At 72.0% G+C, this 25,803-nt stretch carries 23 protein-coding genes and 1 pseudogene; 17 read left to right on the forward strand and 7 right to left on the reverse strand.

What is annotated here, in order from left to right; genetic code table 11:
- Positions 1-14: 14 nt before the first annotated feature.
- A complete protein-coding gene (locus tag ABT147_RS09980) occupies positions 15-2,171 on the reverse strand; it encodes a LuxR C-terminal-related transcriptional regulator (protein ID WP_351403855.1) in 2,157 nt (718 codons plus the stop codon).
- A gap of 169 nt (positions 2,172-2,340) precedes the next feature.
- Here ABT147_RS09980 and ABT147_RS09985 point away from each other — a divergent pair, with 169 nt between their 5' ends.
- Both ABT147_RS09985 and ABT147_RS09990 read left to right on the forward strand, forming a co-directional pair.
- A complete protein-coding gene (locus ABT147_RS09985; protein ID WP_351403857.1) occupies positions 2,341-3,027 on the forward strand; it encodes an esterase/lipase family protein in 687 nt (228 codons plus the stop codon).
- Positions 3,028-3,154: 127 nt separating this feature from the next.
- A complete protein-coding gene (locus tag ABT147_RS09990) occupies positions 3,155-3,841 on the forward strand; it encodes a class I SAM-dependent methyltransferase (protein WP_351403859.1) in 687 nt (228 codons plus the stop codon).
- Here the strand turns inward: ABT147_RS09990 and ABT147_RS09995 are convergent.
- Complete coding sequence (locus ABT147_RS09995; RefSeq protein WP_351403862.1) at positions 3,810-4,184, reverse strand: fic family toxin-antitoxin system, toxin component; 375 nt, start codon at positions 4,182-4,184, stop codon at positions 3,810-3,812. The genes ABT147_RS09990 and ABT147_RS09995 overlap by 32 nt on opposite strands.
- A gap of 4 nt (positions 4,185-4,188) precedes the next feature.
- Positions 4,189-4,464, reverse strand: a complete 276-nt coding sequence (locus ABT147_RS10000; RefSeq protein ID WP_351403864.1) for a toxin-antitoxin system HicB family antitoxin — start codon at positions 4,462-4,464, stop codon at positions 4,189-4,191.
- 218 nt (positions 4,465-4,682) lie between these two features.
- Here ABT147_RS10000 and ABT147_RS10005 point away from each other — a divergent pair, with 218 nt between their 5' ends.
- The 13 genes from ABT147_RS10005 to mug all read left to right on the forward strand — a co-directional run bounded on the left by ABT147_RS10005 (position 4,683) and on the right by mug (position 19,769).
- Positions 4,683-5,516, forward strand: coding sequence for an ABC transporter ATP-binding protein (locus tag ABT147_RS10005; protein ID WP_351403866.1), 834 nt, complete (start codon positions 4,683-4,685; stop codon positions 5,514-5,516).
- Positions 5,517-5,520: 4 nt separating this feature from the next.
- Positions 5,521-8,091 (forward strand): ABC transporter permease, encoded by a 2,571-nt coding sequence (locus ABT147_RS10010; RefSeq protein ID WP_351403868.1) that lies wholly within the window; start codon positions 5,521-5,523, stop codon positions 8,089-8,091.
- Positions 8,092-8,140: 49 nt separating this feature from the next.
- Positions 8,141-9,022 (forward strand): LLM class F420-dependent oxidoreductase, encoded by an 882-nt coding sequence (locus ABT147_RS10015; RefSeq protein ID WP_351403870.1) that lies wholly within the window; start codon positions 8,141-8,143, stop codon positions 9,020-9,022.
- A gap of 260 nt (positions 9,023-9,282) precedes the next feature.
- Entirely contained in the window at positions 9,283-9,708 is a 426-nt protein-coding gene (locus tag ABT147_RS10020) for a GNAT family N-acetyltransferase (RefSeq protein ID WP_351403873.1), read from the forward strand.
- A 177-nt stretch (positions 9,709-9,885) separates the two neighbouring features.
- Positions 9,886-11,286, forward strand: coding sequence for a hemolysin family protein (locus ABT147_RS10025; RefSeq protein WP_351403875.1), 1,401 nt, complete (start codon positions 9,886-9,888; stop codon positions 11,284-11,286).
- Positions 11,283-12,299 (forward strand): hemolysin family protein, encoded by a 1,017-nt coding sequence (locus ABT147_RS10030; protein ID WP_351403877.1) that lies wholly within the window; start codon positions 11,283-11,285, stop codon positions 12,297-12,299. The genes ABT147_RS10025 and ABT147_RS10030 overlap by 4 nt, the downstream gene beginning before the upstream one ends.
- A gap of 182 nt (positions 12,300-12,481) precedes the next feature.
- Entirely contained in the window at positions 12,482-13,321 is an 840-nt protein-coding gene (locus ABT147_RS10035; protein ID WP_351403879.1) for an SGNH/GDSL hydrolase family protein, read from the forward strand.
- A 121-nt stretch (positions 13,322-13,442) separates the two neighbouring features.
- The gene (locus ABT147_RS10040) at positions 13,443-14,783 is read left to right on the forward strand and encodes a radical SAM protein (protein ID WP_351403881.1); all 1,341 of its coding nucleotides are present in this window, start codon (positions 13,443-13,445) and stop codon (positions 14,781-14,783) included.
- Complete coding sequence (locus ABT147_RS10045; protein WP_351403883.1) at positions 14,780-15,841, forward strand: aminotransferase class I/II-fold pyridoxal phosphate-dependent enzyme; 1,062 nt, start codon at positions 14,780-14,782, stop codon at positions 15,839-15,841. Before ABT147_RS10040 ends, ABT147_RS10045 begins: the two co-directional genes overlap by 4 nt.
- 346 nt (positions 15,842-16,187) lie before the next feature.
- Positions 16,188-17,291: an amidohydrolase family protein gene (locus ABT147_RS10050; protein ID WP_351403885.1), complete on the forward strand. Its 1,104-nt coding sequence runs from the start codon at positions 16,188-16,190 to the stop codon at positions 17,289-17,291.
- Between the two features lie 83 nt (positions 17,292-17,374).
- Entirely contained in the window at positions 17,375-17,725 is a 351-nt protein-coding gene (locus ABT147_RS10055) for a DUF4326 domain-containing protein (protein WP_351403887.1), read from the forward strand.
- Positions 17,726-17,784: 59 nt separating this feature from the next.
- A complete protein-coding gene (gene purB, locus ABT147_RS10060; RefSeq protein ID WP_351403889.1) occupies positions 17,785-19,227 on the forward strand; it encodes an adenylosuccinate lyase in 1,443 nt (480 codons plus the stop codon).
- A 44-nt stretch (positions 19,228-19,271) separates the two neighbouring features.
- Positions 19,272-19,769 carry a G/U mismatch-specific DNA glycosylase gene (gene mug, locus ABT147_RS10065; RefSeq protein ID WP_351403891.1) on the forward strand — a complete coding sequence of 166 codons (498 nt, stop codon included), beginning with the start codon at positions 19,272-19,274 and terminating at the stop codon, positions 19,767-19,769.
- Positions 19,770-19,839: 70 nt separating this feature from the next.
- On the opposite strand, the gene ABT147_RS10070 is transcribed toward mug, so the two are convergent.
- Positions 19,840-20,277 carry a hypothetical protein gene (locus ABT147_RS10070; RefSeq protein ID WP_351403893.1) on the reverse strand — a complete coding sequence of 146 codons (438 nt, stop codon included), beginning with the start codon at positions 20,275-20,277 and terminating at the stop codon, positions 19,840-19,842.
- Positions 20,278-20,617: 340 nt separating this feature from the next.
- Here ABT147_RS10070 and ABT147_RS10075 point away from each other — a divergent pair, with 340 nt between their 5' ends.
- Complete coding sequence (locus ABT147_RS10075; protein ID WP_351403895.1) at positions 20,618-21,775, forward strand: ROK family transcriptional regulator; 1,158 nt, start codon at positions 20,618-20,620, stop codon at positions 21,773-21,775.
- An 88-nt stretch (positions 21,776-21,863) separates the two neighbouring features.
- On the opposite strand, the gene ABT147_RS10080 is transcribed toward ABT147_RS10075, so the two are convergent.
- Both ABT147_RS10080 and ABT147_RS10085 read right to left on the reverse strand, forming a co-directional pair.
- Entirely contained in the window at positions 21,864-22,625 is a 762-nt protein-coding gene (locus ABT147_RS10080) for a GntR family transcriptional regulator (protein ID WP_351403897.1), read from the reverse strand.
- Between the two features lie 154 nt (positions 22,626-22,779).
- Entirely contained in the window at positions 22,780-23,667 is an 888-nt protein-coding gene (locus ABT147_RS10085; RefSeq protein WP_351403899.1) for an RNA polymerase sigma-70 factor, read from the reverse strand.
- Positions 23,668-23,827: 160 nt separating this feature from the next.
- Between ABT147_RS10085 and ABT147_RS10090 the strand changes: the two genes are divergently transcribed.
- Complete coding sequence (locus tag ABT147_RS10090; protein ID WP_351403901.1) at positions 23,828-24,661, forward strand: alpha/beta fold hydrolase; 834 nt, start codon at positions 23,828-23,830, stop codon at positions 24,659-24,661.
- 303 nt (positions 24,662-24,964) lie between these two features.
- Here the strand turns inward: ABT147_RS10090 and ABT147_RS10095 are convergent.
- A pseudogene (locus ABT147_RS10095) lies at positions 24,965-25,798 on the reverse strand (EamA family transporter); the annotation flags it as partial.
- Positions 25,799-25,803: the final 5 nt, after the last annotated feature.

Consider the following 25,803-nt stretch of genomic DNA (forward strand, 5'->3'; position numbering starts at 1 on the left):
CGAGGTGAGCACCCCTACGGCGCGGATTGTTCTCCCAACAACCGCACCAACTCGATCCTCGACCTGATCCCCAACCGCGAAAACACACCCCGCAGATGGTGATCGATCGTGCGAGGGCTCAACAGAAGCCTCGCCGCGATCTCCCGGTTGGTCGCGCCCTCCGCGGCCATGCGGGCGATCATCAGTTGCTGGGCGGTGAGCCGCGCCGCCAGGTCCTCCTCGGCGGGCGCGGCGGTGGCCCGCTCACCCAGCGCCCGGAGCTCCGCCCGGGCCTGGGCCGCGCAGTGCGGGGAGCCGAAGTGGTCGAAGGCCTCCAGGGCGCTGTGGAGCCGGTCACGGGCCTCGGTGCGGTTGCGGAGCCGCCGCAGCGCACTGCCGAACAACAGTTCCGTACGAGCGCGTTCGAAGTCGCGGGTGCCGGACGCGTGCAGGTCGAGCGCGGTGCGGTAGTGCTCGACGGCCTCCTCCCCGGTGGCGAGCAGCGCACGGCAGCGGGCGCTGAGGGCGAGATCGTCGGCGCTGCGGACCGTGCGGGCCCAGCGGTCGTAGTCGGCGTGCGCGGCGCGGGCCACCCGGGTGTCGCCGGTGCGGACGGCGGCCTCCACGTAGTGCGGGGTGGCGATGTGCCGGATGGCCCGGTGCCCGTGCCCGGGACCGAAGCCGGCGAGCGCGCGGAGGCGGGCGGCCGAGGCGGCGTACCGGCCGGTGCTCAGGTCGAGGAAGGCGAGGGCGAACATGGCGAGCGCGGCGGGCAGTCCGAGGCCGCGCTCCAGGGCGTAGGCGCGGGCGGACTCGGCGCGCTCCCGGCAGACCTGTTCGTCACCGGTGACGGCGGCGAACATCGCGAGGGCGGCCTGGAGATGGCAGGCCCCGTTGTCCTGCCCGGTGGCGTACGCCAGGCGCAGGGCGTCCAGGGCGGCGGCCTCGGCGGCCTTGGGGCGGCCGGTCCAGAACTCGGCGTAGGCCCGGAACTCCATGGCCTGCGGCACGGTCACCGTCTCGCCCCGGGCGCGGGCCGAGGCGGCGGCGCGGGCGGTGGCGGTGTAGGCGAGGGTGTGGTCGCCGAGGAGGAGGGCGGCGATCCCGGAGTGGATCAGCTGGGTGGGGTCGCCGCCGGGGCCGCAGCGTCCGGCGGCGCGTTCGAGGACGTCCCGGGCGTCGTCGTAGCGTCCTTCGAACGCGGCGGTGAGTGCGCCGAGGGTGCTGGGCGGCAGGATGCCGAGGCTGTCGGCGACGGCGGCGGCCTCCCGGCAGCGGCGGAGGTCCCCGGTGTAGATGGCGGCCTCGGTGGCTCGTGCCAGCAGATGGGCGGCCCGGTCCGGGGTGTGGTCGCCGACGTGCCGGACGGTGGCGGTGAGCAGGGCGTCGAAGGCCTCGGCCGCGTTTCCGGCGCGCAGGGCGAGCAGTCCGCCGAGTGCGTCGTCGTCGGTGGCGGCGACCAGGCGGCGGGCCCGGTCGCCGTCGCCCGACTGCCAGGCCTCGGCGGCGGCCTGGGCGAGCAGGGGCGGGCGTTCGGCCGGTTCGGGGGTGAGGCCGGCGGCGCGTTCGGCGAGGGCGGAGGCGAGGGTGGGGTCGCCGATGGCACGTGCCACCCGTGCCGCCAGACGGAGTTCGGCGGCGAGGCGGCGGCTGGGTCCGAGGGCGGCGGCGGCCCGGTGCCAGGACCGGCCGGGTCTCTCGCCCTCGCCGCTGAGGACCGCGGCGAGGAGGCGGTGGGCCTCGCGCCGGTCGGCCATGGACGCCGATTCGTATACGGCGATCCGGGTCCAGGCGTCGCGGAAGACGATGCCCTGGGCCGTGGCGTGGGCGAGACCCGCCCCCTCGGCCGTGTCGAGGGGGCGGGTGTCGAGGCGGGCCGCCGTGACGGCTCGCGCGTAGGCGTGCGTCGGGACCGGGTACTGGTCGGCGGCGGCGAGGAGCAGCAGGAAGCGGGTGTCGTCGGGCAGGGCCCGTACGTCCCGCCGGTGGGTGCGCAGCAGGGCCGGGGCCAGCGCCAAGGGCTCGGCGGGGAGCGGGTCGAGGCCCGCGAGCTGGCGCCGGGTCAGGGCGGCGGCGAGTTCCGCGGCGGCCCGCGGATCGCCGTGGGCGGCGTGCAACAGACGTACGCGCACGCCTTCGGACAGCGTGGGCGCGGCGGCCGACGCTGTGTTCGGGCTCGTCCACACGTTCATGGGGGGCGGTGGCGAGCGATGCGGAAGGTGCGGGGGGTTCACCGGAGTCACCACACTCATCACGCTACTGGCGAGTTAACCGGCCAGTAAAGACCGGCGATTACACCGATGCGGCGCGCGTAGACCCGCCTGACACTCCTGACGAACCCCACCCGTTTCAGGAGGCACCATGCAGCGCAGCATGCGCCGTATCGCCACGGCCCTCGCGACCGTGACCACCACGCTCCTTCTGTCGCTCTCCTTCTCCGCGACCTCCGCTCAGGCCGCGACCCACAACCCCGTGGTCTTCGTGCACGGTCTGAGCAGTTCGTCCAGCAGCTGGGACGACTGGGTCTCGTACTTCAAGGCGGACGGCTACACGTCCTCGGAGCTGCACGCCTGGTCCTACGACTGGGGCCAGTCCAATGTCACGACGGCCGCGCAGCTCAAGACCAAGATCGAGAGCGTGCGCGCCGCGACGGGCGCCTCCAAGGTCGACGTGGTCGTCCACTCGATGGGCGCGCTGAGCTCGCGCTACTACCTCAAGAACCTCGGCGGGACGGCGTACGTGGACGATTTCGTCTCCACGGCCGGTGTGAACCACGGGACGTCCGTAGCCGGTTGGTGCCGTTGGCTCTACACGTCCTGTGGCGAGATGTACACCGGCAGCTCGTTCCTGACCTCGCTCAACTCCGGTGACGAGACGCCGGGCAGTGTGTCGTACGCCAGTTACTGGTCGAACTGCGACGACGCGCTCACCCCGGACACCTCCGCGATCCTCAGCGGCGCGACGAACGTCGAGGTCGGCTGTGTCGCGCACAACGAGATGAACAACGACGAGGGGATCTACGAGCAGGTCCGGGCCTTCATCGCCTGACCGGCCGGTCCGGTACGTCGTACGCCCCGCACCCGTCGCACAGTCGTTCCCCACGGCCGTGCGACGGGTGAGCCGGTGCTTCCCGGGGGACAATCGCGGTATCTGCCGTCCTCTTCGGGAGGTCCCGATGGCCCGCGCCCGCGCCACGAAGGACGCCGTGCACCACCCCCTCTTCGCCCGGTTCTACGCCAGACTCAGCGTGTCGGCGGAGCCGAGGATCGGCCCCCTGCGCGACGAGCTGCTCGCCGGCCTGTCGGGACGGGTGATCGAGATCGGCGCCGGGAACGGTCTGAACTTCGCGCACTACCCGAGCACGGTCTCGGAGGTGGTGGCGATCGAACCGGAGCACTCCCTGCGGCGGTTGGCCCTGGAGACCGCCCTGCGCGCCGAGGTGCCCGTGGACGTGGTGCCGGGCGCGGCGGAGGCGCTGCCGGTCAAGAGCGAGGCGTTCGACGCGGCCGTGGTGTCGCTGGTGCTGTGCAGTGTGCGGGACGTACGGCGTTCGCTGAACGAGGTGCGGCGGGTGCTGCGCCCCGGCGGTGAGCTGCGGTTCTTCGAACACGGCCGGGGCGGCGGACGGGCGATGCGGACGGCCCAGCGGGCGCTGGACGGCACGGTGTGGCCGCTGCTGTTCGGCGGCTGCCATGTGTCCCGCGACCCGGCCGCCATGATCCGGGCCGCCGGCTTCGAGATCGGGCCGGTCCGCGAGGTCCTGGTGCCCGAGCGGGGGCCGCGGCTGCCCAGCTCCTACTGCGTGGTGGGCCGGGCCCGGCGGCCGGAGGTCACAGACTCCACTGGCGCAGCTCCCGCGTGATGTCGTGGACGCTGGCCTCGCCGCTCTTCACCAGCCTGGCCAGTTCGCGCACCTGTTCGGCGGAGGTGACGACCTTGACGCCGCTGGCCACGAGGTAGCCGTAGGCGACGGCGGAGGCGAAGAGGGCGTTGGAGCGCTCCAGCGCCGGGACGTGCATGAGGAGTTGGAGGAGGGCGGCGGCCCGGGCGTGCGGGGTGTCGTAGACGGGGACGTCGAAGATCTGGGCCTCGTGCCGGGCGACGGCCGCGACGAGGGCGCCCCAGTCGGTGACCTGGGGGTCTCCGGGCGTCTTGCGTTCGGCGACCATCAGGAGCCAGGCGAGGTCGATGCGGAGCTGACTCAAGGGCTCAGTGACGTCCCTCGCGTCGACCTTCGGGTTCCTCCCCCACCCTCGACTTCGCTCGGGCGGGGGGACCCCCATCGAACTCCTCGGCGAAGACCGCCTCGTACTGCTTCATGAAGTCGGCGGCGGACTCGACGAAGGTGTGGCCCGCCTCGCCGGTGTCCTGCCGGACCAACTCCTCGATGTACCGGTTCACACTCATCCCGCGCTCCAGGGCTCGTTCACGGGCGGCTCGGGCCGTGTCCTCGTCCACCCGTACGTTCAGCTGGGTCTTGGCCATGGTTCGACGCTAGCGCCGGAGTGCTAGCAGAGGCAAGGGCGCCTTCGCCGCGCACCACCCCTACGGGCCCGAGCCGTTGCCCCTTACACCGATACCGGAAGCCCGACCTGCGGCGGAGACGGCCTGGGACTTCGGGAGGATTCCTGCTGTGCCCTGAGTCACACTAGGCTCGGCCGGGAACGCCCGGAATTCGAACTGGTTCGAGCCTGGAGGCCGTTTTGTCCACTGCTGCCGCTGAGCACACCCTCGGCCGCGCGGAAGCCGAGGGCATCGCCGCCCGTGCCCGGGGTCTGACGAAGGCGTACGGCTCGGGCGAGACGACGGTTCTCGCCCTCGACTCGGTCGACGTGGACATCGCGCGCGGCCGCTTCACCGCGGTCATGGGCCCCTCGGGCTCGGGGAAGTCCACCTTGATGCACTGTCTGGCGGGGCTCGACACCGTCTCGGCCGGACAGGTGTGGCTCGGGGACACCGAGATCACCGGACTGAAGGAGCGCGACCTGACCCGGCTGCGCCGGGACCGGATCGGCTTCATGTTCCAGTCCTTCAATCTGATCCCCACGCTCAACGCGGCCGAGAACATCACCCTGCCGATGGACATCGCGGGCAAGAAGCCCGACGAGAAATGGCTGGACCAGGTCATCGACACCCTCGGACTGCGGGACCGGCTCAAGCACCGCCCGTCCCAGCTCTCCGGCGGCCAGCAGCAGCGCGTGGCCTGCGCCCGCGCGCTCGCCTCCCGGCCCGAACTGATCTTCGCCGACGAGCCGACCGGCAACCTCGACTCCCGCGCCGGGCTCGAAGTTCTCGGCTTCCTGCGCGAGGCCGTCGACCAGTTGGGCCAGACGGTCGTCATGGTCACCCACGACCCGGGCGCCGCCGCCCACTCCGACCTGGTGCTCTTCCTCGCGGACGGACGGATCGTGGACCGGATGGAGCGCCCGTCCGCCGACGCGGTCCTGGAGCGCATGAAGCGGTTCGACACGATCCGGGGGGCCCTCGACCCGGAGGGCGCCCCGGCCCCCGCGCCCACCGACCTCGACAAGGACTGAGGCCGTGCTCAAGGCGACCCTGCGGAGTTTCCTCGCGCACAAGGGGCGGCTGCTGCTCTCGGCGCTGGCGGTCGTCCTGTCCGTGGCGTTCGTCGCGGGCAGTCTGATCTTCTCGGACACGGTCACCCGTACCTTCGACCGGCTCTTCGCCTCCACCTCCGCCGATGTGACCGTGGGCCCGAAGGACGACGACCTGTCGGGACAACTGCCGACCGGGGCCGTGGAGACCGTGCCCGCCTCGCTCGCGCAGCGGGTCGCGGGCATCGACGGCGTGGCGGACACCCATGTCGACGCGGCCGTCGAGAACGTCACGGTCGTCGACAGCGAGAACGAGTCGGTGGGGCCGACGACGGGCGCCCCCACCATCGCCACCAACTGGTACGTCACCGACCGCAGCCCGGTGAAGCTCACCGACGGGCACGCGCCGGAGGGCCCAGGTCAGGCGCTGCTCGACGCGGACACCGCGAAGAACAAGGACGTGAAGATCGGCGACACCCTGACGGTGCTCGCCCAGCCGGGCTCCTTCAAGGTGGAGATCGTCGGTATCGCCACCTTCACCACCACCAACCCCGGCGCCGCGCTGGTCTTCCTCGACACCCGGGCCGCGCAGACCGAACTGCTGGGCGACCCCGACGCCGCCACCACCATCTCGGTGACCGCCGAACCGGGTGTGAGCGACGACGTGCTCAAGCGGCGGATCGCCGACGAGCTGGGGCCGACGGCGTACGACTACCAGACCGCCGACGAGCAGGCCGAGTCGGCCGCGGCCTCGCTCGGCGGATTCCTCGACGTCATCAAGTACGTGATGCTGGGATTCGCCGGCATCGCCACGCTCGTGGGCGTCTTCCTCATCGTCAACACCTTCTCCATGCTCATCGCCCAGCGCACCCGGGAACTGGGCCTGTTGCGCGCGCTGGGCGCCGACCGGCGGCAGGTACGACGGTCGGTGCTCACCGAGGCGGCGCTCCTCGGCCTGGTCGGGTCGACGCTCGGCCTCGCCGCGGGCATCGCCCTGGCCTTCGGGCTGATCGAGCTCATGGGCGCCTTCGGCATGAACCTCAGCTCGGCCGAGATGGTGATCGGCGTGGGCACGCCGATCGCGGCGTACGTCGTCGGGCTCGGCGTCACCTTCGTGGCGGCCTATCTGCCGGCGCGGCGGGCGTCGACCGTGTCGCCGATGGCGGCGCTCTCGGACGCCGAGATCGCCGGGGTGGGGCGGCCCCTGAAGGTCCGCGCGATCGTCGGCGGGGTCGTCGGGGCGGCCGGTGCCGCCGCGCTCGTGGGCTGCGCGACGGCGACCGACACCGGTTCGGCGGCCTCCCTGCTCGGCCTCGGCGTGGTCCTCACCCTCGTCGCGACCGTCATCGCGGGACCGCTGCTCGTGCGGCCGGTGATCCGGGTCCTCGGCGGCGCGTTCCCCGCGCTGTACGGCTCCGTCGGCCGGATGAGCCAGCGCAACGCCCTGCGCAACCCGCGCCGGACCGGGGCCACCGCCGCCGCGCTGATGGTGGGGATCGCGCTGGTCGCCGGGATGTCCGTGGCGAGCGCGTCGATGGCCAAGTCCTTCGACGACGAGATCGACAAGACCCTGGGCGCCGACTTCGTCATCCAGAACCAGAACTTCATGCCGTTCCCGCAGGAGGTCACCGACAAGGTCCGCGCCACGGACGGCGCCGGCCTCGTCGTACGGCAGCGGTTCACCCCGGTCGCGGTGCGGCTGCCGGACGGCGAGCGGGTCGAGACGACCGCCGCGGCCTACGACCCGAAACTCGACGACGTCGCGAACGTGACCTACGCCGAGGGCGACAGCGCCGCCGCGCTGGCGGACGGCGCCATCGCCATGGACGTGGACTTCGCGCGGGACCACGGCGTGCGGATCGGCAGCACGATCCCCGTCCGGTTCCCGGCCGGGGAGAACGCCGAGCTGAAGGTGGCCGCGCTCACCGACCAGGACACCGCGGACGGCTTCGGGATGCAGGGCGGGCTGTACTTCGGGATGGGCACCATCGAGAAGTACGTGCCCGAGGGCCAGGACTCGTCGCTGTACGTGAACGCGGGTTCCGGCGTCGGCGCGGACGAGCTGCGCGCGAACCTGGAGCGGACCCTGGAGGCGTATCCCCAGGTCCAGGTCCGCGACCAGGCCGACTACAAGGAGCTGATCCGCAACCAGATCGCCGTACTCCTCTATCTGGTCTACGCGTTGCTCGGCCTGGCGATCGTCATCGCGGTGCTCGGAGTGGTCAACACCCTCGCCCTGTCGGTGGTCGAGCGCACCCGCGAGATCGGGCTGCTGCGGGCGATCGGGCTGGGCCGGCGGCAGTTGCGGCGGATGATCCGGCTGGAGTCGGTGGTGATCGCCGTGTTCGGAGCGGTCCTCGGGCTCGTGCTGGGTCTGATCTGGGGCGTGTGCGTCCAGCAGGTACTGGCGCTGCAGGGCATGAAGGCGCTCGCGATCCCGTGGGGCACGGTCGTCGCCGTGGTGATCGGCTCGGCGGTGGTGGGTGTCGTGGCGGCCCTGCTGCCCGCGCTGCGCGCGTCCCGGATGAACGTGCTGGCGGCCATCGCCCACGAGTGATGTACTCACCGGGTTGTCGGCTCAAGTCCCTTGTAGGTGAGGAGAGTTCATGCCGCGCCCGTTCCGCTTCGGCGTCAATCTGCTCAGCCCCACGTCGGCCGAGGAGTGGCGCGCCAAGTGCCGCCGCGCCGAACAGCTCGGATACGACGTGATCCTGGTCCCGGACCATCTGGGCATGCCGGCCCCCTTCCCGTCCCTGGTCGCCGCGGCGGACGCGACCGAGCGGCCACGGGTCGGCACGTTCGTGCTGAACACGGGCTTCTGGAACCCCACGCTGCTCGCACGCGAGGTCGCCACCACGGACGCGCTGACCGGCGGGCGGCTGGAGCTGGGGCTCGGCACCGGGTACGTACCTGCCGAGCACGAGAAGGCCGGGCTGCCGTGGGGGTCGCCGGGTGAGCGCGTCGACCATCTGCTGCGCACGGTCGAGGAGTTGGACCGGCTGCTCGGCTCCGAGGAGCACGAGCCGCGTCCCGCGCAGCGGCCCCGGGTGCCGCTGCTCATCGGCGCCAACGGCGACCGGATGCTGCGGATCACCGCCGAGCACGCGGACATCGCGGCGTTCACGGGCGCGCGGACGGCGGCGGGCGGCAAGCTGGAACCGCTGACCGCCGGGGAACTCGACGAACGGGTCGGCCGCTACCGGGAGTTCGCCGCCGGGCGGAAGGAACCGGCCGAGTTCAATCTGCTGGTCCAGATCGTCGAGCTCACGGAGGACCGGGGGGCCGCCGTACGGCCGTGGCTCAGCCATCTCCCGAACCTCAGCGAGGAGCAGGTCCTCCAGCTGCCGCTGGTCCTCGTGGGGACCCTGGAGGAGATCGTCGAACAGGTGCTGGCACAGCGGGAGCGGTACGGATTCTCGTATCTGACCGTCCTGGAACCGAACATGGAGGTCTTCGCGAAGGTGGTCGAGGCGCTGCGGGGCAGGTGACGCGAGCGGGGGCGGGCCGGCCGCGAGGGGCCGGTCCAGGTGTGGGATCCGGTCGGGCTGGGTCAGGGATCCGGTCGGGCCGGGCCAGGATCTGGTCGCGCCGGATGCGGGGTCCGGCCGGGCCGGGTGTGGGATCCGGTCAGGCGGACACGGGATCCGGTCGCGCCGGTGCGAGATCTGCGCGGGTTCTCCCCCGCGCGGGCACTGTCCGGATCCTGGAATTCCAGGTCGCCGTCCGACCCTCGTGGTGGGATCCCGCCATGACCGATCTGCGTATACGGAACGCGACGCCCGACGATCTCGACGCCGTCCTCGCCTTCTGGAAGGTGGCCGCCGAGGGCACGAGCATCAGCGACGACCGTGGGGGCGTCGAGCGGCTGGTGGCCCGTGACCCCGAGACCCTGATCCTCGCCGAGCTGGACGGCGAGCTGGTGGGCACGGTCATCGCCGGCTTCGACGGCTGGCGGTGCCATCTGTACCGGCTCGCGGTGCATCCGGAGCGGCGGCGCAGGGGCATCGGCTCGGCGCTGCTCACCGCGGCCGAGGAGCGGTTCGTCGGGCTCGGCGGGCGGCGCGGCGACGCGATGGTGCTCGTTCGCAACGAGACGGCCCAACATGCGTGGCGGGCGGCGGGGTACGCGCCCGAGGAGAAGTGGCGGCGTTGGGTGAAGCCGCTCGGGGTCTGACCCTTTTTGCCGATCCTTTACCATGGGTGGATCCCGTCAACCTCTACGGAAAGGTTGTGAGCGTCCGCCCATGGGCGAGCCTCCCAGTACCCGACCCGGTACCCCAGGTACCCGAGCCGGTGCACGACATCGCGCGATCCTCCCGCCCCTGTCCGATCATGGGACGGAGGTGACCCGATGACCGAAGTGCTCCTCCTTCTGGTGGCGGTGCTGCTCTCGCTGATCTGTGGTGCCTTCGTCGCCGCCGAGTTCTCGCTGACCACGGTCGACCGCGGCAAGCTGGAGCGGGCCGTGGAGCGCGGCGAGCGGGGTGCCGCCGGCGCCCTCAAGGCCGTACGGAATCTGACGTTCCAGCTGTCCGGCGCCCAGCTCGGCATCACCGTCACCAACCTGGTGGTCGGCATGCTCGCCGAGCCGTCCATCGCCAAGCTGATCGCGGGCCCGCTGGAGGCGGTCGGTGTGCCCCACTCCGCGTCCAGCTCGGTCGCGCTCGTCATCGGTACGGCCCTGTCGACCGTCGTGCTGATGGTCGTCGGCGAGCTGGTGCCCAAGAACTGGGCGATCTCCGCGCCGCTGCCGGTGGCGAAGAAGGTGGCGAACCCGCAGCGCTGGTTCAGCGCCGCGTTCCGGCCCTTCATCTCCCACCTCAACAACACCGCCAACCGTCTCGTACGCCTCTTCGGCATCGAGCCCGCCGAGGAGCTGGCCTCCGCGCGCGGCCCCCAGGAGCTGGCGGCCCTCGCCCGACACTCGGCCAGGGAGGGTGCCCTGGAGGCGGACACCGCCGAGCTGTTCGTGCGGACGCTGAACCTGGCCGACCTGACCGCGGAGAACGTGATGACCCCGCGCGTCCAGGTCATCGCCCTCGACGCCCAGGCGACCTGCGAGGACGTGGCGAACGCGACCCGGGCCACCGGCCTGTCCCGCTTCCCCGTCTACCGCGGCGGCCTCGACTCGGTCGTGGGCACCGTGCACATCAAGGACGTCCTCGCCGTGCCCGCCGAGCGCCGGCTGCGCACCTCCGTCGCGGAGCTGCTGCGCGAGCCGCTGCTCGTCCCCGAGTCACTGACCGTCGACCGGGTCCTGGACCGGCTCTCGGGCAAGCGCACGATGGCCGTCGTCATCGACGAGTACGGCGGGACCGCCGGCGTCGTGACGCTGGAGGACATCGTCGAGGAGGTCGTCGGCGAGGTACGGGACGAGCACGACCCGCACGAGACCCCCGATCTGGCCCCCGTCGGCACGGACGAGCACGGCCGCGAGCTGTACTCGGCCGACGGCTCGGCCCGCACCGATCAGCTGGCCCGGGTGGGCCTGCGCGCGCCGGACGGGCCGTACGAGACCCTCGCGGGCCTGGTCGCCACCGAGCTGGGCCGTATTCCGGCCGTCGGGGACACCGTCGAGGTCGTCGGCTGGCGGCTCGACGTGGTGGACGCCGCCGGGCGCCGGGCCGCGCGCGTGCTGCTGCACGCGCCGGTCGCGTCCGAGGAGGAGCACGAGGAGTACGAGAAACCCGTGAAGCGAGAGCGGCACGACAAGCACATGAAGCACGAGAAGCACGAGGAGGGGACGCGATGACCGCCGTCCAGCTGCTGATCGGTTTCGCGACGCTGGTCGTCAACGCCTTCTTCGTGGGCGCCGAGTTCGCCCTGATCTCGGTGCGCCGCAGCCAGATCGAACCGTACGCCGAACAGGGCGACCGGCGGGCGCGCAGCGTGCTGTGGGGTCTGCAGCACGTGTCGGCGCTGATGGCCGCCGCGCAGCTCGGCATCACCCTGTGCACCCTGGTCCTCGGTGTGGTCGCGGAGCCCGCGATCGAGCACCTGCTGGAGCCGCTGTTCCACGCGGTGGGTGTGCCGGAGGGCGCGGGCCACGTGGTGTCCTTCGTGATCGCCCTGGCGCTCGCCACGTATCTGCACATGCTGCTCGGCGAGATGGTGCCCAAGAACATCGCCCTCGCGGAGCCGGTGCGCAGCGCCCTGCTGCTCGGCCCGCCGCTGGTGACGCTCTCGCGCGCGCTGCGCCCGGTGATCTTCACGGTCAACGCCTTCGCCAACGCCCTGCTGAAGCTGATGCGGATCGAGACGAAGGACGAGGTCACGGCGACGTTCTCGGACACCGAACTCGCCCGTCTGGTCCGGGACTCCAGCGAGGCCGGACTCATCGACGACCGCGCGCAGGAGCGGCTGCGCGACGCGCTGGAGCTGGGCCGCAGGCCCGTGCGCGATGTCGTGCTCCCGCTGGAGCGGGTCGTCTACGCGGGCATGGGTGTCACCCCGGAGGAGCTGGAGCGGCTGTCGGCCGAGTCCGGGTTCTCGCGCTTCCCCGTGGTCGACGAGGGGCGCCGGATCGTGGGCTACCTCCATGTGAAGGACGCGCTCGACGCGACCCCGCGCGACGTGCCGTTCTCCGTCCGGGACATGCGGTCCATCGCCCGCGTCCGGGAGACCACACCGCTGGACGACGTGCTCAGCGCGATGCGCCGCAGCCGGACGCACCTCGCGGCCGTCCAGGGCGAGGACGGCCGGCTCGCCGGCATCGTGACCATGGAGGACGTGCTGCGGGAGCTGTTCGGCCAGCCGGCCGTCTGAGGTCCCACGGGATCTCGCGGGGCCCTACGGCGTCTCGCGGGGTCCCGCGGGGCCTCCCAGCGGGACCCCGGGGCCTCCCCGCGCCTCACGGGGCCTCCCGGCCTCACGGGGCCTACCGTGTCCCGCGGGGGACGGAGCCGACCGACCGACGGGTATGTGCACGGGATATCATCTCTGTCGCCATGCAGACGAATCCCACCTACTCCAGCCTTGTCACGGTCGGCGACTCCTTCACCGAGGGCATGTCCGACCTCCTCCCCGACGGCTCCTACCGGGGCTGGGCGGATCTCCTCGCCGGCCGTATGGCCGCGCGGACGCCCGGCTTCCGGTACGCCAACCTCGCGGTGCGCGGGAAACTGATCGGCCAGATCGTCGCCGAGCAGGTGGACGTGGCCGCCGCGCTGGAGCCGGACGTGATCACCCTGGTCGGCGGCCTGAACGACACGCTCCGGCCCAAGTGCGACATGGTCCGGGTGCGCGGCCTGCTGGAGGAGGCCGTGGAACGCCTGGCCCCCTCCTGCAAGCAGCTCGTCCTGATGCGCAGCCCCGGCCGCCAGGGCCCCGTCCTGGAACGGTTCCGGCCGCGTATGGAGGAACTGTTCGCCTGTGTAGACGACCTGGCCGCCCGGCACGGCGCCCTCGTCGTCGACCTGTACGGCGCGCCTTCGCTGGCCGATCCCCGCATGTGGGACGTGGACCGGCTGCATCTGACGGCCGACGGGCACCGCCGGGTCGCCGAGGCGGTCTGGCAGGCGCTGGGCCACGAGGCGGAGGACCCGGAGTGGCACACACCGATGCCCGTGACACCGCCGCCCGGCTGGACCGCCCGCCAGATCGCCCACGCCCGGTTCGCCCGGCAGCACCTCCTGCCGTGGATCGCCCGCCGCCTCACCGGCCGCTCCTCGGGAGACGGCCGCACAGGCGCCCAGTTCAGCGCCGAGCTGGGCAAAGCCTTCTGGATCACCCCTGTGGACCACACGAATCCCGGCCCTGTGACGGACTGGCGCCAGGTAGGGCCCTGACCCCGCTACGAGAAAGCAACCTGAGCCGACCCGCTCCGACGTGTCACCGGTCCGCCGCCGCGCCGTCGGCACCTGCGGTTCGGCCCATGGCGTCCGGATCCCGTTCATGCATCATGACGGGATGAACCATGGCGACCAGCGCTTCCACGTCATCGTGCTGTCGAACTTCGCGAAGGGCTTCGACAAGTACGCCTTCGCTTACGGTAAGGCGGGGATTCCGGAGAGTACCTATCCCGACCGGTTCCACCTGCTGACCCGTGCGGAGTTGGGGATCGGCATCGGCAAGGCGCGACGCCTGCTGGACCGTCTGGCCATCGCGGGCGACCGGCCGCTGGTGCTGGAAACCACGGTGGATCCCGACAAGTTGGTGCCCAATGTGTCGACCGGTCTCGGCATGGAACTGCACGAGGCTCGTATCCGGTTGTCGGCGGTCCACGAACTCGACCACACAGGCGACGAGTTCACTCTCCGCCCGACGACCGTCGAGGACGCGATGGCGGCCTCCCTGCACCTGCACGGATCGGCACTGCGTCGCTACGCCGACACGCGACCGCGCTCGGTGTCGCTTCTGCCGGTCGCCTCCGCCTGCCAGGCCCGGTGTTCGTTCTGCTTCTCCTCCGCTTCGATCTCCAGCGACCAAACGCCGGCACGGGTCCCGTGGGACGCGGTCGCCCAGTGGCTGGAGCGCGCCCGTGCGGCGGGGGCCGAGCGTGCGGTGATCACCGGCGGCGGGGAGCCCACGCTCATACCGTTCGAACAGCAACTGCGACTGGTGTCCGCCTGTTCGGCGGCCTTCCCGAAGGTCGTCCTGATCACCAACGCGCACACCCTGGCGAAAGGCGGGCACGCTGAGCGGGCCGACCGCCTCGCCGCCCTGAGCACCGCGGGCCTGAGCGTGCTGGCGGTCTCCCGGCACCATCACGACGACGCCGTCAACGAGCGGCTGATGATGCTGCGCACGCCGGTGAGCTCTGTCATCGACACCTGGCGCGTGGAACGTGACCGCTGGCCGGGGCTGCGGATGAGGCTGATCTGCGTACTCCAGCACGGCGGCGTCGCCGACGCGGCCGAGGTAGCCGGCTACCTTTCGTGGGCCGCGGCTCTCGGTGTCGAGGAAGTCTGCTTCAAAGAGCTCTACGTCTCCACCAGCACAGAGTCGCTCTACTTCGACCGCGCCGCCAACGTCTGGAGCCGGGAGCACCAGGTCTCGCTGTCCGTCGTCACCGAGTTCGCCGAGCGGCACGGCTTCGACCTGGCGAGCCGCCTGCCCTGGGGCGCGCCGGTCTACCACGGCAGCTGGGACGGACGGCCGATGCGGATCGCCGCCTACACCGAGCCCAGCCTGCTCTGGGAACGCACCAACGGGATCGCGCGCAGCTGGAACGTCATGGCCGACGGGCGCTGCTACGCCTCCCTGGAGGACCGGGCCAGCGAGATCGTGCCGGAAGGCGCGACGGCATGAGGTTCGAGAAGTTCCAGGAGTTCGAGAAGTTCGAGAAGTTGCAGAACTTCCAGGACTTCCAGGAGTTCCGGCTGCGGCAACTCGGTGCTTCCTCGTCGCTTCTGGACGCCGCCGAGACCAACGTGTACCGGGCGCTCGCTCCGTTGCGACCGGAACCACCGGCCGACGTACGTACGGTGCACCGGTGCGATCTCGCCCGTGCCTGGCTGCGGCGCTTCGAGCTGCCGGAAGAGTGGTCCGGCCGCGCCATGGTCTGTCGAGGGGTCCGGCACGGGCTCGGTGTGGTGTTCCCCTGGCTGCGCGCCGTGCGGGCGCGGTTGTGGCTGCCCAGCGACGTGTACCCGGTCTACTTCGAACTGGCCCGCGCCGCGGGCCTGGCGCCCGCGTCCTACCCGACGCTGCCGGCGCCGGCCCTGCCGGGACCGCCGGCGGACGACCTGCCCGAATACCTGCTGCTCGCCAACCCCAGCAAGCCGCTCGGCCGGTACCTGTCCGACGCCGAGTGCGCCGCGGTGCTGTCGTGGTTGCGGGAATCACCGCACCGCCGCCTGCTGATCGACAGCGTCTACGACCTGGGAGCCCCCTTCGCTGCCGGTACACGGCGACTGCTGGACACCGGTCGCGCGGTCCTGCTGCATTCGGTCACCAAGGGATGGTTGTGGCCCCGTACATTCGGCGTGGTCCTGCTGGGCCCGGCGCACGCCGAACTGGCCGAAGCGTTCCGGACGGATCCGCCGACGCCGGCTCAGCTGAGGCTCGCCGACCGCCTGCTGACCGAGCACAGCGACGTACCCCGGCAGGTCGTCGGCGAACTGGCCGCACGGGCTGAGCGGTTGTTCGAACGGTTGCCGGACGAGGTGCTCGGGGCGATTCCCACGGCGAGCCGGACGTGTCCCGGCAACTACTTCTTCCCGGTCGGCATACCGGCGGAGACCCTCCGGCGTGAGTGCGGCGTGCTCGCCATGCCGGTCGGCGTGTTCGGGGAGAGCAGGTGGTCCGGCTCGATCCTGACCAGCCTCGCCGACGCTTTCGGCCCGACGCGCGCGGCGGCGCGATGAGGCCGCTGGAGGACCTGGCCGTGTAGGACGATCCGGACTTCTACGGACGAACGACTGCCCGTCGAGTGGCTGGAACAGGACTGCCGGGACATCCGCGTTCACGAGCACCTCGCCGAAGCAGCTCCTGTGCTGCCCCTCCCAGACCACTGACAGCCAGACCGCCAACGGCCGGCTCGGCGATCCGCCGTCGCCACCGGTCACACATCCGAGCTGAGCCGCGTCCGTCCGAGGTAACCGGCCTCGAACAGGGCACGCCGTGCTGATCGCAGACCCGTCGCCGGGCCATCGTGGTGCAGCCAGCTGGAGCTACGGATGGGATACGCGGATGCCGGAATCGACCGAGGCCATGAGTAGGCGCAGTCTGCTGATCACCGGTGGCGCGGTGGCGACCACCGTCGCCGCGACGGGCGGGGCCAGTGCTCTGGCCAGGGAGGAAGCGGCGCCGCAGGGCTCGCAGAGCGGTGACGACGGCGGCCGGGGAAGGATCGACGTCCACCACCACTACACCGCTCCGGCATGGGTCGACTGGGCCGAGCGTGAGGGCCTGGTGCGGCGGGAGGAACTGCCGTGGTGGGCGCGCTGGGATCTGGACTCCACTCTGGCGCTGATGGACCGGGTGGGCATCGCGACCGCGGTCCTCAACCCGACCATGCAGGACCGGTACCGCTCCGCCGCGCAGGCCAGGGAAGGCCTCACCGTCGTCTTCGAGGCACTGGCCGACCTGATGGCCGCGCACCCGGGCCGTTTCGCGGTCCTCAGCCCTGCCGTCCTGGACCATCCCGACGTGACCACGTGGGCACTCAAGCGCGCCTTCGACGAGCTCGGTGCCGTCGGAGTCAGCGTGAAGGCCAACTACAACGGTGTCTACCTCGGTGACCCCTCCTACGACCGCTTCCTCGCAGAACTCGACGAACGCGCCGCGGTCCTCATCACCCACCCGCTCGACCTCCCGGGCGGACCACCCGGCGTGCCCACCGTCCCCGGGATTCCGAACTTCATGTGCGATTTCCTGCTGGATTCCACGCGCGCCGCCGTGAACCTGATCCGTACCAGCGCACTCGACCGCTACCCGCGCCTGTCGGTCGTCCTGCCCCACGCTGGCGGGTTCCTCCCGCAGATCGCCACCCGCATGAAGGCCTTCGGCAGCTTCTGCACGCCGCCCCTCGACGCCGCCCGTGTGCAGGACTATCTCCACCGCTTCTACTACGACACAGCGGGCCCGCTGGCCCCCTCGGGCACTCTGGTGGCCACCGCCGGTGCCGACCGGATCCTCTTCGGCACCGACTGGCCGGCCGCCTCCGCCGACATCATCACCGGCTTCACGGTGCCAGCCATCGAGACCGACCCCGTCTTCACCCACCGCCAACGCCGCGGCATCAACCGTGACAACGCCCTCCGCCTCATGCCCACGCTCAAGCGCGCCCAGTACGACAGCCGGTCGTTCACGTAGCGCGACGGCGGGTGGTTCGTCGCCCGAGTTGCCGCCGTACGAGGGGCCGCTAGCGTGGGGAGCCGCCGTACCGGGAGGCATCCGTGTCCACGACAGTGATCAACCTCAAGGGCCGTATCCGCGACTTCGGCCCCCGGCTGGAGCACGCCCCCAGCGACCTCGTGTACATCGGCCGCCGCTGGACCATGGGCCACTGGGACCTGCCGCAGCACCCGCTCTTCAACCCGTTCCAGTACGACACCGAGAAGAAGAAACGCGACGGGACCCGGGACGAGGTCATGGCGAAGTACCGCGAGTACCTCACGGCCGACCCCGACCTCCTGGCCCTGGTCCCGGAGCTGCGCGGGAAGACACTGGCCTGCTGGTGTGCGCCTGAGCTGTGCCACGGGGACATCCTGGCGGAGCTGGCCGACGCGCCGAACTCCTCTTCGTAGGTTCCTCTGAAGAGGGGGTCGGCGCTCACCTGCACGAATCGCCAGTAGAATCCGTACACGTGACTTCCGCGCCAGCCAAGCCCCGCATCCCGAACGTCCTCGCCGGACGCTACGCCTCCGCCGAGCTCGCCACGCTCTGGTCGCCCGAGCAGAAGGTGAGGTTGGAGCGGCAGCTCTGGCTGGCCGTGCTGCGGGCGCAGAAGGACCTCGGCATCGAGGTGCCGGACGAGGCGCTCGCCGACTACGAGCGGGTCCTCGACACCGTCGACCTGGCCTCCATCGCCGAGCGTGAGAAGGTCACGCGGCACGATGTGAAGGCGCGGATCGAGGAGTTCAACGATCTCGCCGGGCACGAGCACGTGCACAAGGGCATGACCTCCCGCGACCTCACCGAGAACGTCGAGCAGCTGCAGATCCGGCTCTCGCTGGAGCTGATCCGGGACCGTGCGGTGGCGGTGCTGGCGCGCCTCGGCAAGCTCGCCGGTGAGTACGGCGAGCTGGTCATGGCGGGCCGCTCGCACAACGTGGCCGCGCAGGCGACCACCCTCGGCAAGCGGTTCGCGACGGCCGCCGACGAGCTGCTGGTGGCGTACGGCCGGGTCGAGGAGCTGCTCGGCCGCTACCCGCTGCGCGGGATCAAGGGCCCGGTGGGCACGGCCCAGGACATGCTGGACCTGCTGGGCGGGGACGCCGCCAAGCTGGCGGAGCTGGAGGACCGGATCGCCGGGCACCTCGGCTTCGCGCAGGCGTTCACCTCGGTCGGCCAGGTCTACCCGCGCTCGCTGGACTACGAGGTCGTGACGGCTCTCGTCCAGGTGGCGGCGGCGCCCTCGTCGATCGCCAAGACGATCCGGCTGATGGCCGGGCACGAGCTGGTGACCGAGGGCTTCAAGCCGGGTCAGGTCGGTTCGTCCGCGATGCCGCACAAGATGAACACGCGGTCGTGCGAGCGCGTCAACGGTCTGATGGTCATCCTGCGCGGCTACGCCTCGATGACCGGCGAGCTGGCGGGCGACCAGTGGAACGAGGGCGATGTGTCCTGCTCGGTGGTGCGCCGCGTCGCGCTGCCGGACGCGTTCTTCGCGCTGGACGGTCTGCTGGAGACCTTCCTGACCGTCCTCGACGAGTTCGGCGCGTTCCCGGCCGTCGTCGCGCGTGAGCTGGACCGCTACCTCCCCTTCCTCGCCACGACCAAGGTGCTGATGGGCGCGGTGCGCGCGGGCGTCGGCCGTGAGGTCGCGCACGAGGCCATCAAGGAGAACGCCGTCGCCTCCGCGCTCGCCATGCGCGAGCAGGGCGCCGAGCGCAACGAGCTGCTCGACAAGCTCGCCGCCGACGACCGCATCCCGCTGGACCGTGCCCAGCTGGACGCTTTGATGGCCGACAAGCTCTCCTTCACAGGTGCCGCCGCCGACCAGGTCGCCGTCGTCGTGGCCCGTATCGAGGAGATCGTGAAGCAGCGCCCGGAGGCCGCCGGCTACACGCCGGGAGCGATCCTCTGACTCGCTACACCCAGGCCGAGCTGGAGGCCGCCCGCGACCGGCTGGTGCCGGATGTCACCGCGGACGGCCTCCGGGTCCTTTTCTGCGGCATCAACCCGGGGCTGATGACGGCCGCCTCCGGCCACCACTTCGCCCGCCCCGGCAACCGCTTCTGGCCCGTCCTGCACCTGTCCGGCTTCACTCCGCGGCTGTTCAAGCCCTCCGAGCAGGGCGAGCTGCCGTCGTACGGGCTCGGCATCACGAATGTCGTGGCCCGGGCCACGGCGCGGGCCGACGAGCTGACGGCCGAGGAGTACGTCGAGGGCGGACGCCTGCTGACCGCCAAGGTGGAGCGGCTCCGGCCGCGCTGGCTCGCGGTGGTCGGTGTGACCGCCTACCGGGCCGCCTTCGATGACAGCAAGGCCGCCATCGGGCCGCAGGAGCGGACGATCGGGGCCTCGCGCGTGTGGGTCCTGCCCAACCCCAGTGGGTTGAACGCGCACTGGACGGCGGCGACGATGGCGGAGGAGTTCGGGCGGCTGCGGGTGGCGGCGGAGGCCTGACCGGCGGGGTCGGTCGGCGGAGGCCCGGCCTGCGGGGTCGGTCCGGGGTCGGACGCCTCGCGTCGTGCCGTCACGGCGGGTCTGTCTCCGTGATCACCGCGATGAGTTGGAACGGCAGTTCCTTGTCCCACTGGGAGACGCCGAGGGCCACCCAGCGGCCGTCGGCCCGCCACAGATGCACGTCCGGGACGTGGGAGCTGAGCACCGCCCAGGGCTCGGGTATGTCCTCGCCGTCCATGGACCGGTCGAGGACGCTCCACAGGCTGAACACGTCCGGGGCGCCCCAGCGTTCGGCGAGCCGCTCCGACAGGGCGTCCCGCTCCGCCTCGTACTGCTCCTCGGTCTCCTCACGCCGCGTCCCGTCGTCCTCCCAGAAGTCGGCGCTCGTCCGTAACTCGGCGACATGCCAGCCCGGTCCGGCCGTGCCGACGTCCGACCGGCCGGACTCCGCCGGGAAGTCCGCGGAGCACAGCCGATCGATGACGGCGAGGAGCTGCGTGATGCTCATGGGGTCCAGTAAAGCGGGCACCACTGACAATTGGCACGGCGTCAGGAGGTCGTGGTCGTGCACCGCCCTGACCGGTCGGGGTGCGACAGGTCGTCGGCGCCGGAGCGTGAGGGTCCGTGGCGCCGGGCGGAGCCGGGACGGCGGTCGGAAGCCCGCCGGGGGCCGACCCGGGCCGGTGACCCGGGCCGGTGACCCGGAGCCCGCCGTGAGTCGAACCAGGCCAGTGGTGGTCGGGAGAGCCGCTGGGAGATTCCGCAGGTCGGGGGCGTCAGGCACTCGCCGGGGTCCGCTGCGGCGAGTACGATCCGGCAAACACGGGCGCGAGCTGGGAGGACGGGCGTTGGGGCGACTGACCGGCGGGGATCCCTCTCTGCTTCGAAGAATCAACTCGGCCGTGGTGCTGCACGCGCTGCGGGCCACGGACCATGCGACGCTCACGGAGATCACCCGGGTCACCGGGCTGTCGCGGCCCACCGTCGAGGGCGTCGTGGACGGGCTGGTCGAGGCGGGGCTGGTGGTCGAGCGGGCCGCCGAGGAGGGTGCCGCGCGGCGGCAGGGGCGTCCGGCGCGGCACTACCGGTTCCGGGCCGAGGCGGGCCATCTGCTGGGCCTGGACGTGGGCTCGCACCAGGTGACCGCGCTGCTCGCGGACCTCGACGGGAGGGTGCTGGGCTCGCTGTCCAAGGACGTCTCCGAGTCGGCGTCGGCGGACGACCGGCTGGAGCGGCTGCGCTCGGTCGTCGCCGAGCTGCTCCGCAGGTCCGGCGTCTCGCGGGCCTCGCTGCGCGCGGTCGGGGTGGGCAGTCCGGGGATCATCGAGGCGGACGGCGCCGTACGGCTGTGCTCGGCCCTGCCGGAGTGGACGGGTCTGAATCTGGGCGAGCGGCTGAGCCGTTCCTTCAAGTGCTCCGTCCTGGTCGAGAACGACGCCAACGCGGCCGCCGTCGCCGAGCACTGGAAGGGCGCGGCGGCCGAGTCGGACGACGTGGTGTTCGTGCTGGCGGGGCTGAGCCCGGGCGCCGGTTCGCTGATCGGCGGGCGGCTGCACCGAGGCTACGGCGGCGCGGCCGGGGAGATCGGCGCGCTGCATCTGCTGGGCCGCGAGGCCACGCCGGAGGCGCTGCTGTCCACCACGGGCGAGCCCCTGCACCCGCTGGACGAGCAGGCGGTCGCCGAGGTCTTCAAGCACGCGCGCGAGGGCGACGAACGGGCCCGCGAGGCCGTGGACCGCTTCATACAGCGGCTCGTCCACGACGTGACGGCTCTGGTCCTCGCCCTCGATCCGGAACTCGTCGTCGTCGGCGGCTGGGCGACCGGCATCGACGACGTCCTCGAACCGCTCCGCCACGAGCTGGCCCGCTACTGCCTGCGCCCGCCCCGCGTCGCCCTGTCCCGGCTGGGCGAGACTGCCGTCGCGATGGGTGCGCTCCGTCTGGCCCTGGACCATGTCGAGGAACAGCTGTTCGCGGTGGAGGGCACGGTGACCGCTCGGCGCTGAGCCGGTCGGCGGCATGACGACGCCGCGCCCCCGGATGTCCGGGAGCGCGGCGGGTGCGGCAGGTGCGGCTCGCGGGTTGCCCGTGTCGTCAGGACGCGCGGCGCTCCGGGCCGTGGTGGATCTCGACGCCGCCGGAGTCGCCGAAGGTCAGGCGGCACGTGTCAGCGCGGTAGGTGGCCAGGGAGACGGCCGCCGTGCGCCCCTCGGCGAAGAAGCGGGTGGTGACGACGAGGACGGGCGCGCCGGGCAGCCGGTCGAGCTCCTTGGCGTCGTCCGCGCGGGCGGAGCCCAGCTCCACCGAGCGGTCCTGCCCCTCCAGCTCCAGGCGCTGCAACTCACGCAGCACGGCACGCGCGCGTGCGGCACCGGAGGGCGCGTCTATGGCGGAGAGGGCGGGCACCGAGTCCGCCGGGATGTAGAGCAGCTCCGCGGCGACGGGCTGGCCGTGCGACATCCGCGAGCGGCGGACGACGTGCACCTGCTCGCCGTGCACGCTCTCCAGGATGCCGGCGACCGCGGCGGGCGGCGCCCCGGTCACACAGTCCACCGACTGCCAGGTGTCGCCGACGGTGCCCGGCCACGCCTGCTGTTCGGTGCCCACCGCCACGCCCACGCGCGGGGGCGCCACGGTGGTGCCGACGCCGCGACGGCGCTGCAGTCGGCCCTCCAGTTCGAGCTGCTCCAGCGCTTGGCGGAGGGTGGCTCGGGCGACACCGAAACGGGCCGCGAGGTCGCGTTCGTTGGGCAGGATCTCCCCCACCGAGAACTCGGAGTCCAATGCCTCACTGAGCACGGTCTTCAGATGCCAGTACTTCGGTTCCGGCACCGATTCCAGCTGCTGGGTCCCCACCCTGTCCTCCGCTGCTTCGCCGTGGCCCGGCGGCGTTTTTAGCGCCCTTGTTTATTAAAGGTTGTTGCACTTTCTTGCGACCATAGGCCTGCCCCCACCCTTGGTCAAGACCAATCGACGAACGCTCAGGCATCCGACAGGTCGGACGCACGGGCTACCGCTCCACCGCCAGGGAGAGCAGCTTCTCCGGGTTGCGCACGATGTAGACGCACTGGATACGGCCGTCGGCGACGTCGAGTTGGAACACGCTGTCGACCTTGCCTCCGCTGAGGAGGACCGCCGCGACACCGCCGTTGATCTCCATGAACCGGAACGACACTTCGGCGAGCCCCTTGCCGGCCGCTCCGTGCACGAACCGCCCCACCTTGTCTGCGGTTTCGAGGACACGCACGGGGGCCTTGCCCAGACCGCCGCCGTCGCCCACCAGCCGGACGTCGGGGGCCAGCAGCGACATCAGGCCGTCCAGATCGCCGCCGGCCGCGGCGGCGAGGAACCGCTCGGTCAGCTCGCGGCGTTCGGCCGGGTCGACCTCGTAGCGCGGGCGCCGCTCGTCGACGTGGCGGCGGGCACGCCCGGCGAGCTGCCGCACGGCGGGCTCGGCGCGGTCGATCATGGCCGCGATCTCGGCGTACGGATAGCCGAAGGCCTCCCGGAGCACGAACACCGCGCGCTCCAGGGGCGAGAGGGACTCCATGACGACGAGGACGGCGAGGGAGACGGTGTCGGCGAGGACGGCCCGCTCGGCGGTGTCCGGGACAGTGGCCCCGTAGTCGGTGACGTAAGGCTCGGGCAACCACGGACCGGGGTACGCCTCGTTGCGCGACTGCACCTGGCGCAGCCGGTCGATGGCCAGCCGGGTGGTGACCCGGACCAGGTAGCCGCGCGGTTCGCGTACGTCGGAGCGGTCCGCGCCGGACCAGCGCAGCCAGGCCTCCTGGACCACGTCCTCCGCGTCGGCGACCCGGCCGAGCATGCGGTAGGCGACTCCCATGAGGACGGGGCGGTGTTCTTCGAAGACGTCGGTCGCGATGTCGGTGGTCACCGTTCCATCCCATCCCGAGGAACGCGGCCCTGTCCAGGCGATTCCGGGCACGTGCGCGGGCTTGTTACCGACAGGGACTACCCGCCGGTAGCAGTTGCTGACAAGCTGTCTATGAACGCCGTACATCAGCGCGCCCCCCTCCCAGACGAGGAGCTGCACCATGTCCGCCGCCACGGTCTCCTTCCAGGTCCCCACCCCGCTCGGCCCGCGGCCCGTGACGGTCTCCTACGCGCGCGAGGGCACCGGTGAGCCGCTGCTCCTGCTGCACGGCATCGGGCACCACCGGCAGGCCTGGGACCCCGTGACGCACATCCTGGCGGCCGAGCGCGAGGTCATCACCGTGGACCTCCCCGGCTTCGGCGAGTCCCCCGCGCTGCCGGACGGCCTCACCTACGACCTGCCCACGACCACCGCCGTGTTCGGCGCCTTCTGCGAGGCGTTGGAGCTCGACCGGCCCCATGTGGCGGGCAACTCCCTGGGCGGGCTGCTCGCCCTTGAACTGGGCCGCGAGAAGCTCGTACGGTCCGTCACGGCCCTGTCCCCGGCCGGATTCTGGAACGAGGCCGAGCGGCGGTACGCGTTCGGCGTCCTGCTCACCATGCGGCACATCTCGCGGCGGCTGCCGCTGCCCCTGGTCGAGCGGCTGTCCCGTTCGGCGGCCGGCCGCACCGCCCTGACGAGCACCATCTACGCCCGCCCGAGCCGACGTTCACCCGAGGCCGTGGTCGCCGAGACCCTGGCGCTCGCGGGGGCCACCGGGTTCGACGAGACCCTCCGGGCCGGCGGCAGCGTGCTGTTCACCGACGACATTCCCGGACTGCCCATCACCGTGGCCTGGGGCACGCGGGACTGGCTGCTCGTGCCCCGTCAGGGCGTCCGCGCCAAGCGGGTCATCCCCGGCGCCCGGCTCGTACGGCTGCCCGGCTGCGGCCACTGCCCCATGAACGACGACCCCGCGCTCGTCGCCCGCGTCATCCTCGACGGCAGCCGCTGACCGGGGCTCGGGGGCGGGCGGCCTTCGGGCATCGGGGGCGGGCACTCTCCCGTCTTCGGCACCGGGCAGCCTCCGGTTTTCGGCGGCGGGCAGCCTCCGGTTTTCGGGGACGGGCACCGGCCGGTTCTCGACCGGGGGTGTCGGCCGGCTTGCGACAGCGGGGGGCGGCTGGTTCGCGAGAGCGGGCGTCGGCTGCTTCGCGAGTGCGGGCGTGGCCCTGCGGCGGGTCAACGCCCCGGAGCCCAGGGCTACTCCGGCGCCCACCAGCGCGCTGCCGACGGCCTGCGCCGCGCCGTAGGAGCCGGTGCCGACGAGGGGCGCCGTGCAGGCGGCGGCCACCGGGATGAGGCCGGAGAAGAGGGTGGCGCGCTCGGCGCCGATGCGCTGCATGCCCATGTACCAGCACACGAACCCGACGACCGTGACGACCGCCGCCTGCCACAGCAGCGCGGCGGTCTCCGTGCCGTCCGGGCGGCGCAGCCACGCGCCCCCGTCGACGACCAGCCCGACCACCGCCGACTCGATCGCCGCCACGCCGCACACGGTGGCCGACAGCAGCCTCGGTCCGAGCGGTCGCAGTACCGGCACGGCCAGCACCGCGAAGCCGACCTCGCCCGCCAGCGCGCCCACCGAGAAGGCGAGGCCGGCGCCGTCCGTACGGCCCCACCCCTGGACGGTGAAGGCGCCGACCGCCACCAGGCACGCCCCGTGGAGCACCAGCCGCTGCGGACGCCGCCCCTCCGACAGCGGGACGAGGACGGCCACGACCACCGGGGCGCAGCCCACGAAGACCCCCGGTACGGCCGGTTCCGCCGTGCGTTCGGCGGCGATCACGGCGACGTTGAAGCCGACCATGCCGATCGCCGCGAGCAGCCCCAGCCGCGCCCACTGCCGTGCCGTGAGACGGCGCAAGGGTGCCGTGCCGCCCCGGCCGAGGAGCGGGAGCAGCAGGAGGCAGGCGAGGCCGTAGCGGAGGAACTGGCCGCCCGCGTACGGGTAGGCGCCCAGGACGCTGTTGGCGGTGAAGGAGCCGCCGACGAGGACGCAGGCGAGAGCGGCGAGGAGGGCGCCCTGGGTGGTGGTGGCGTGTGTCGCGCGGGTGTTCGTGGCGCTGGTCCGCGCGGTCGAGGCTTTCATGGTCG

It is taken from the genome of Streptomyces sp. NPDC001868, assembly GCF_040297125.1.
Classification (GTDB): domain Bacteria; phylum Actinomycetota; class Actinomycetes; order Streptomycetales; family Streptomycetaceae; genus Streptomyces.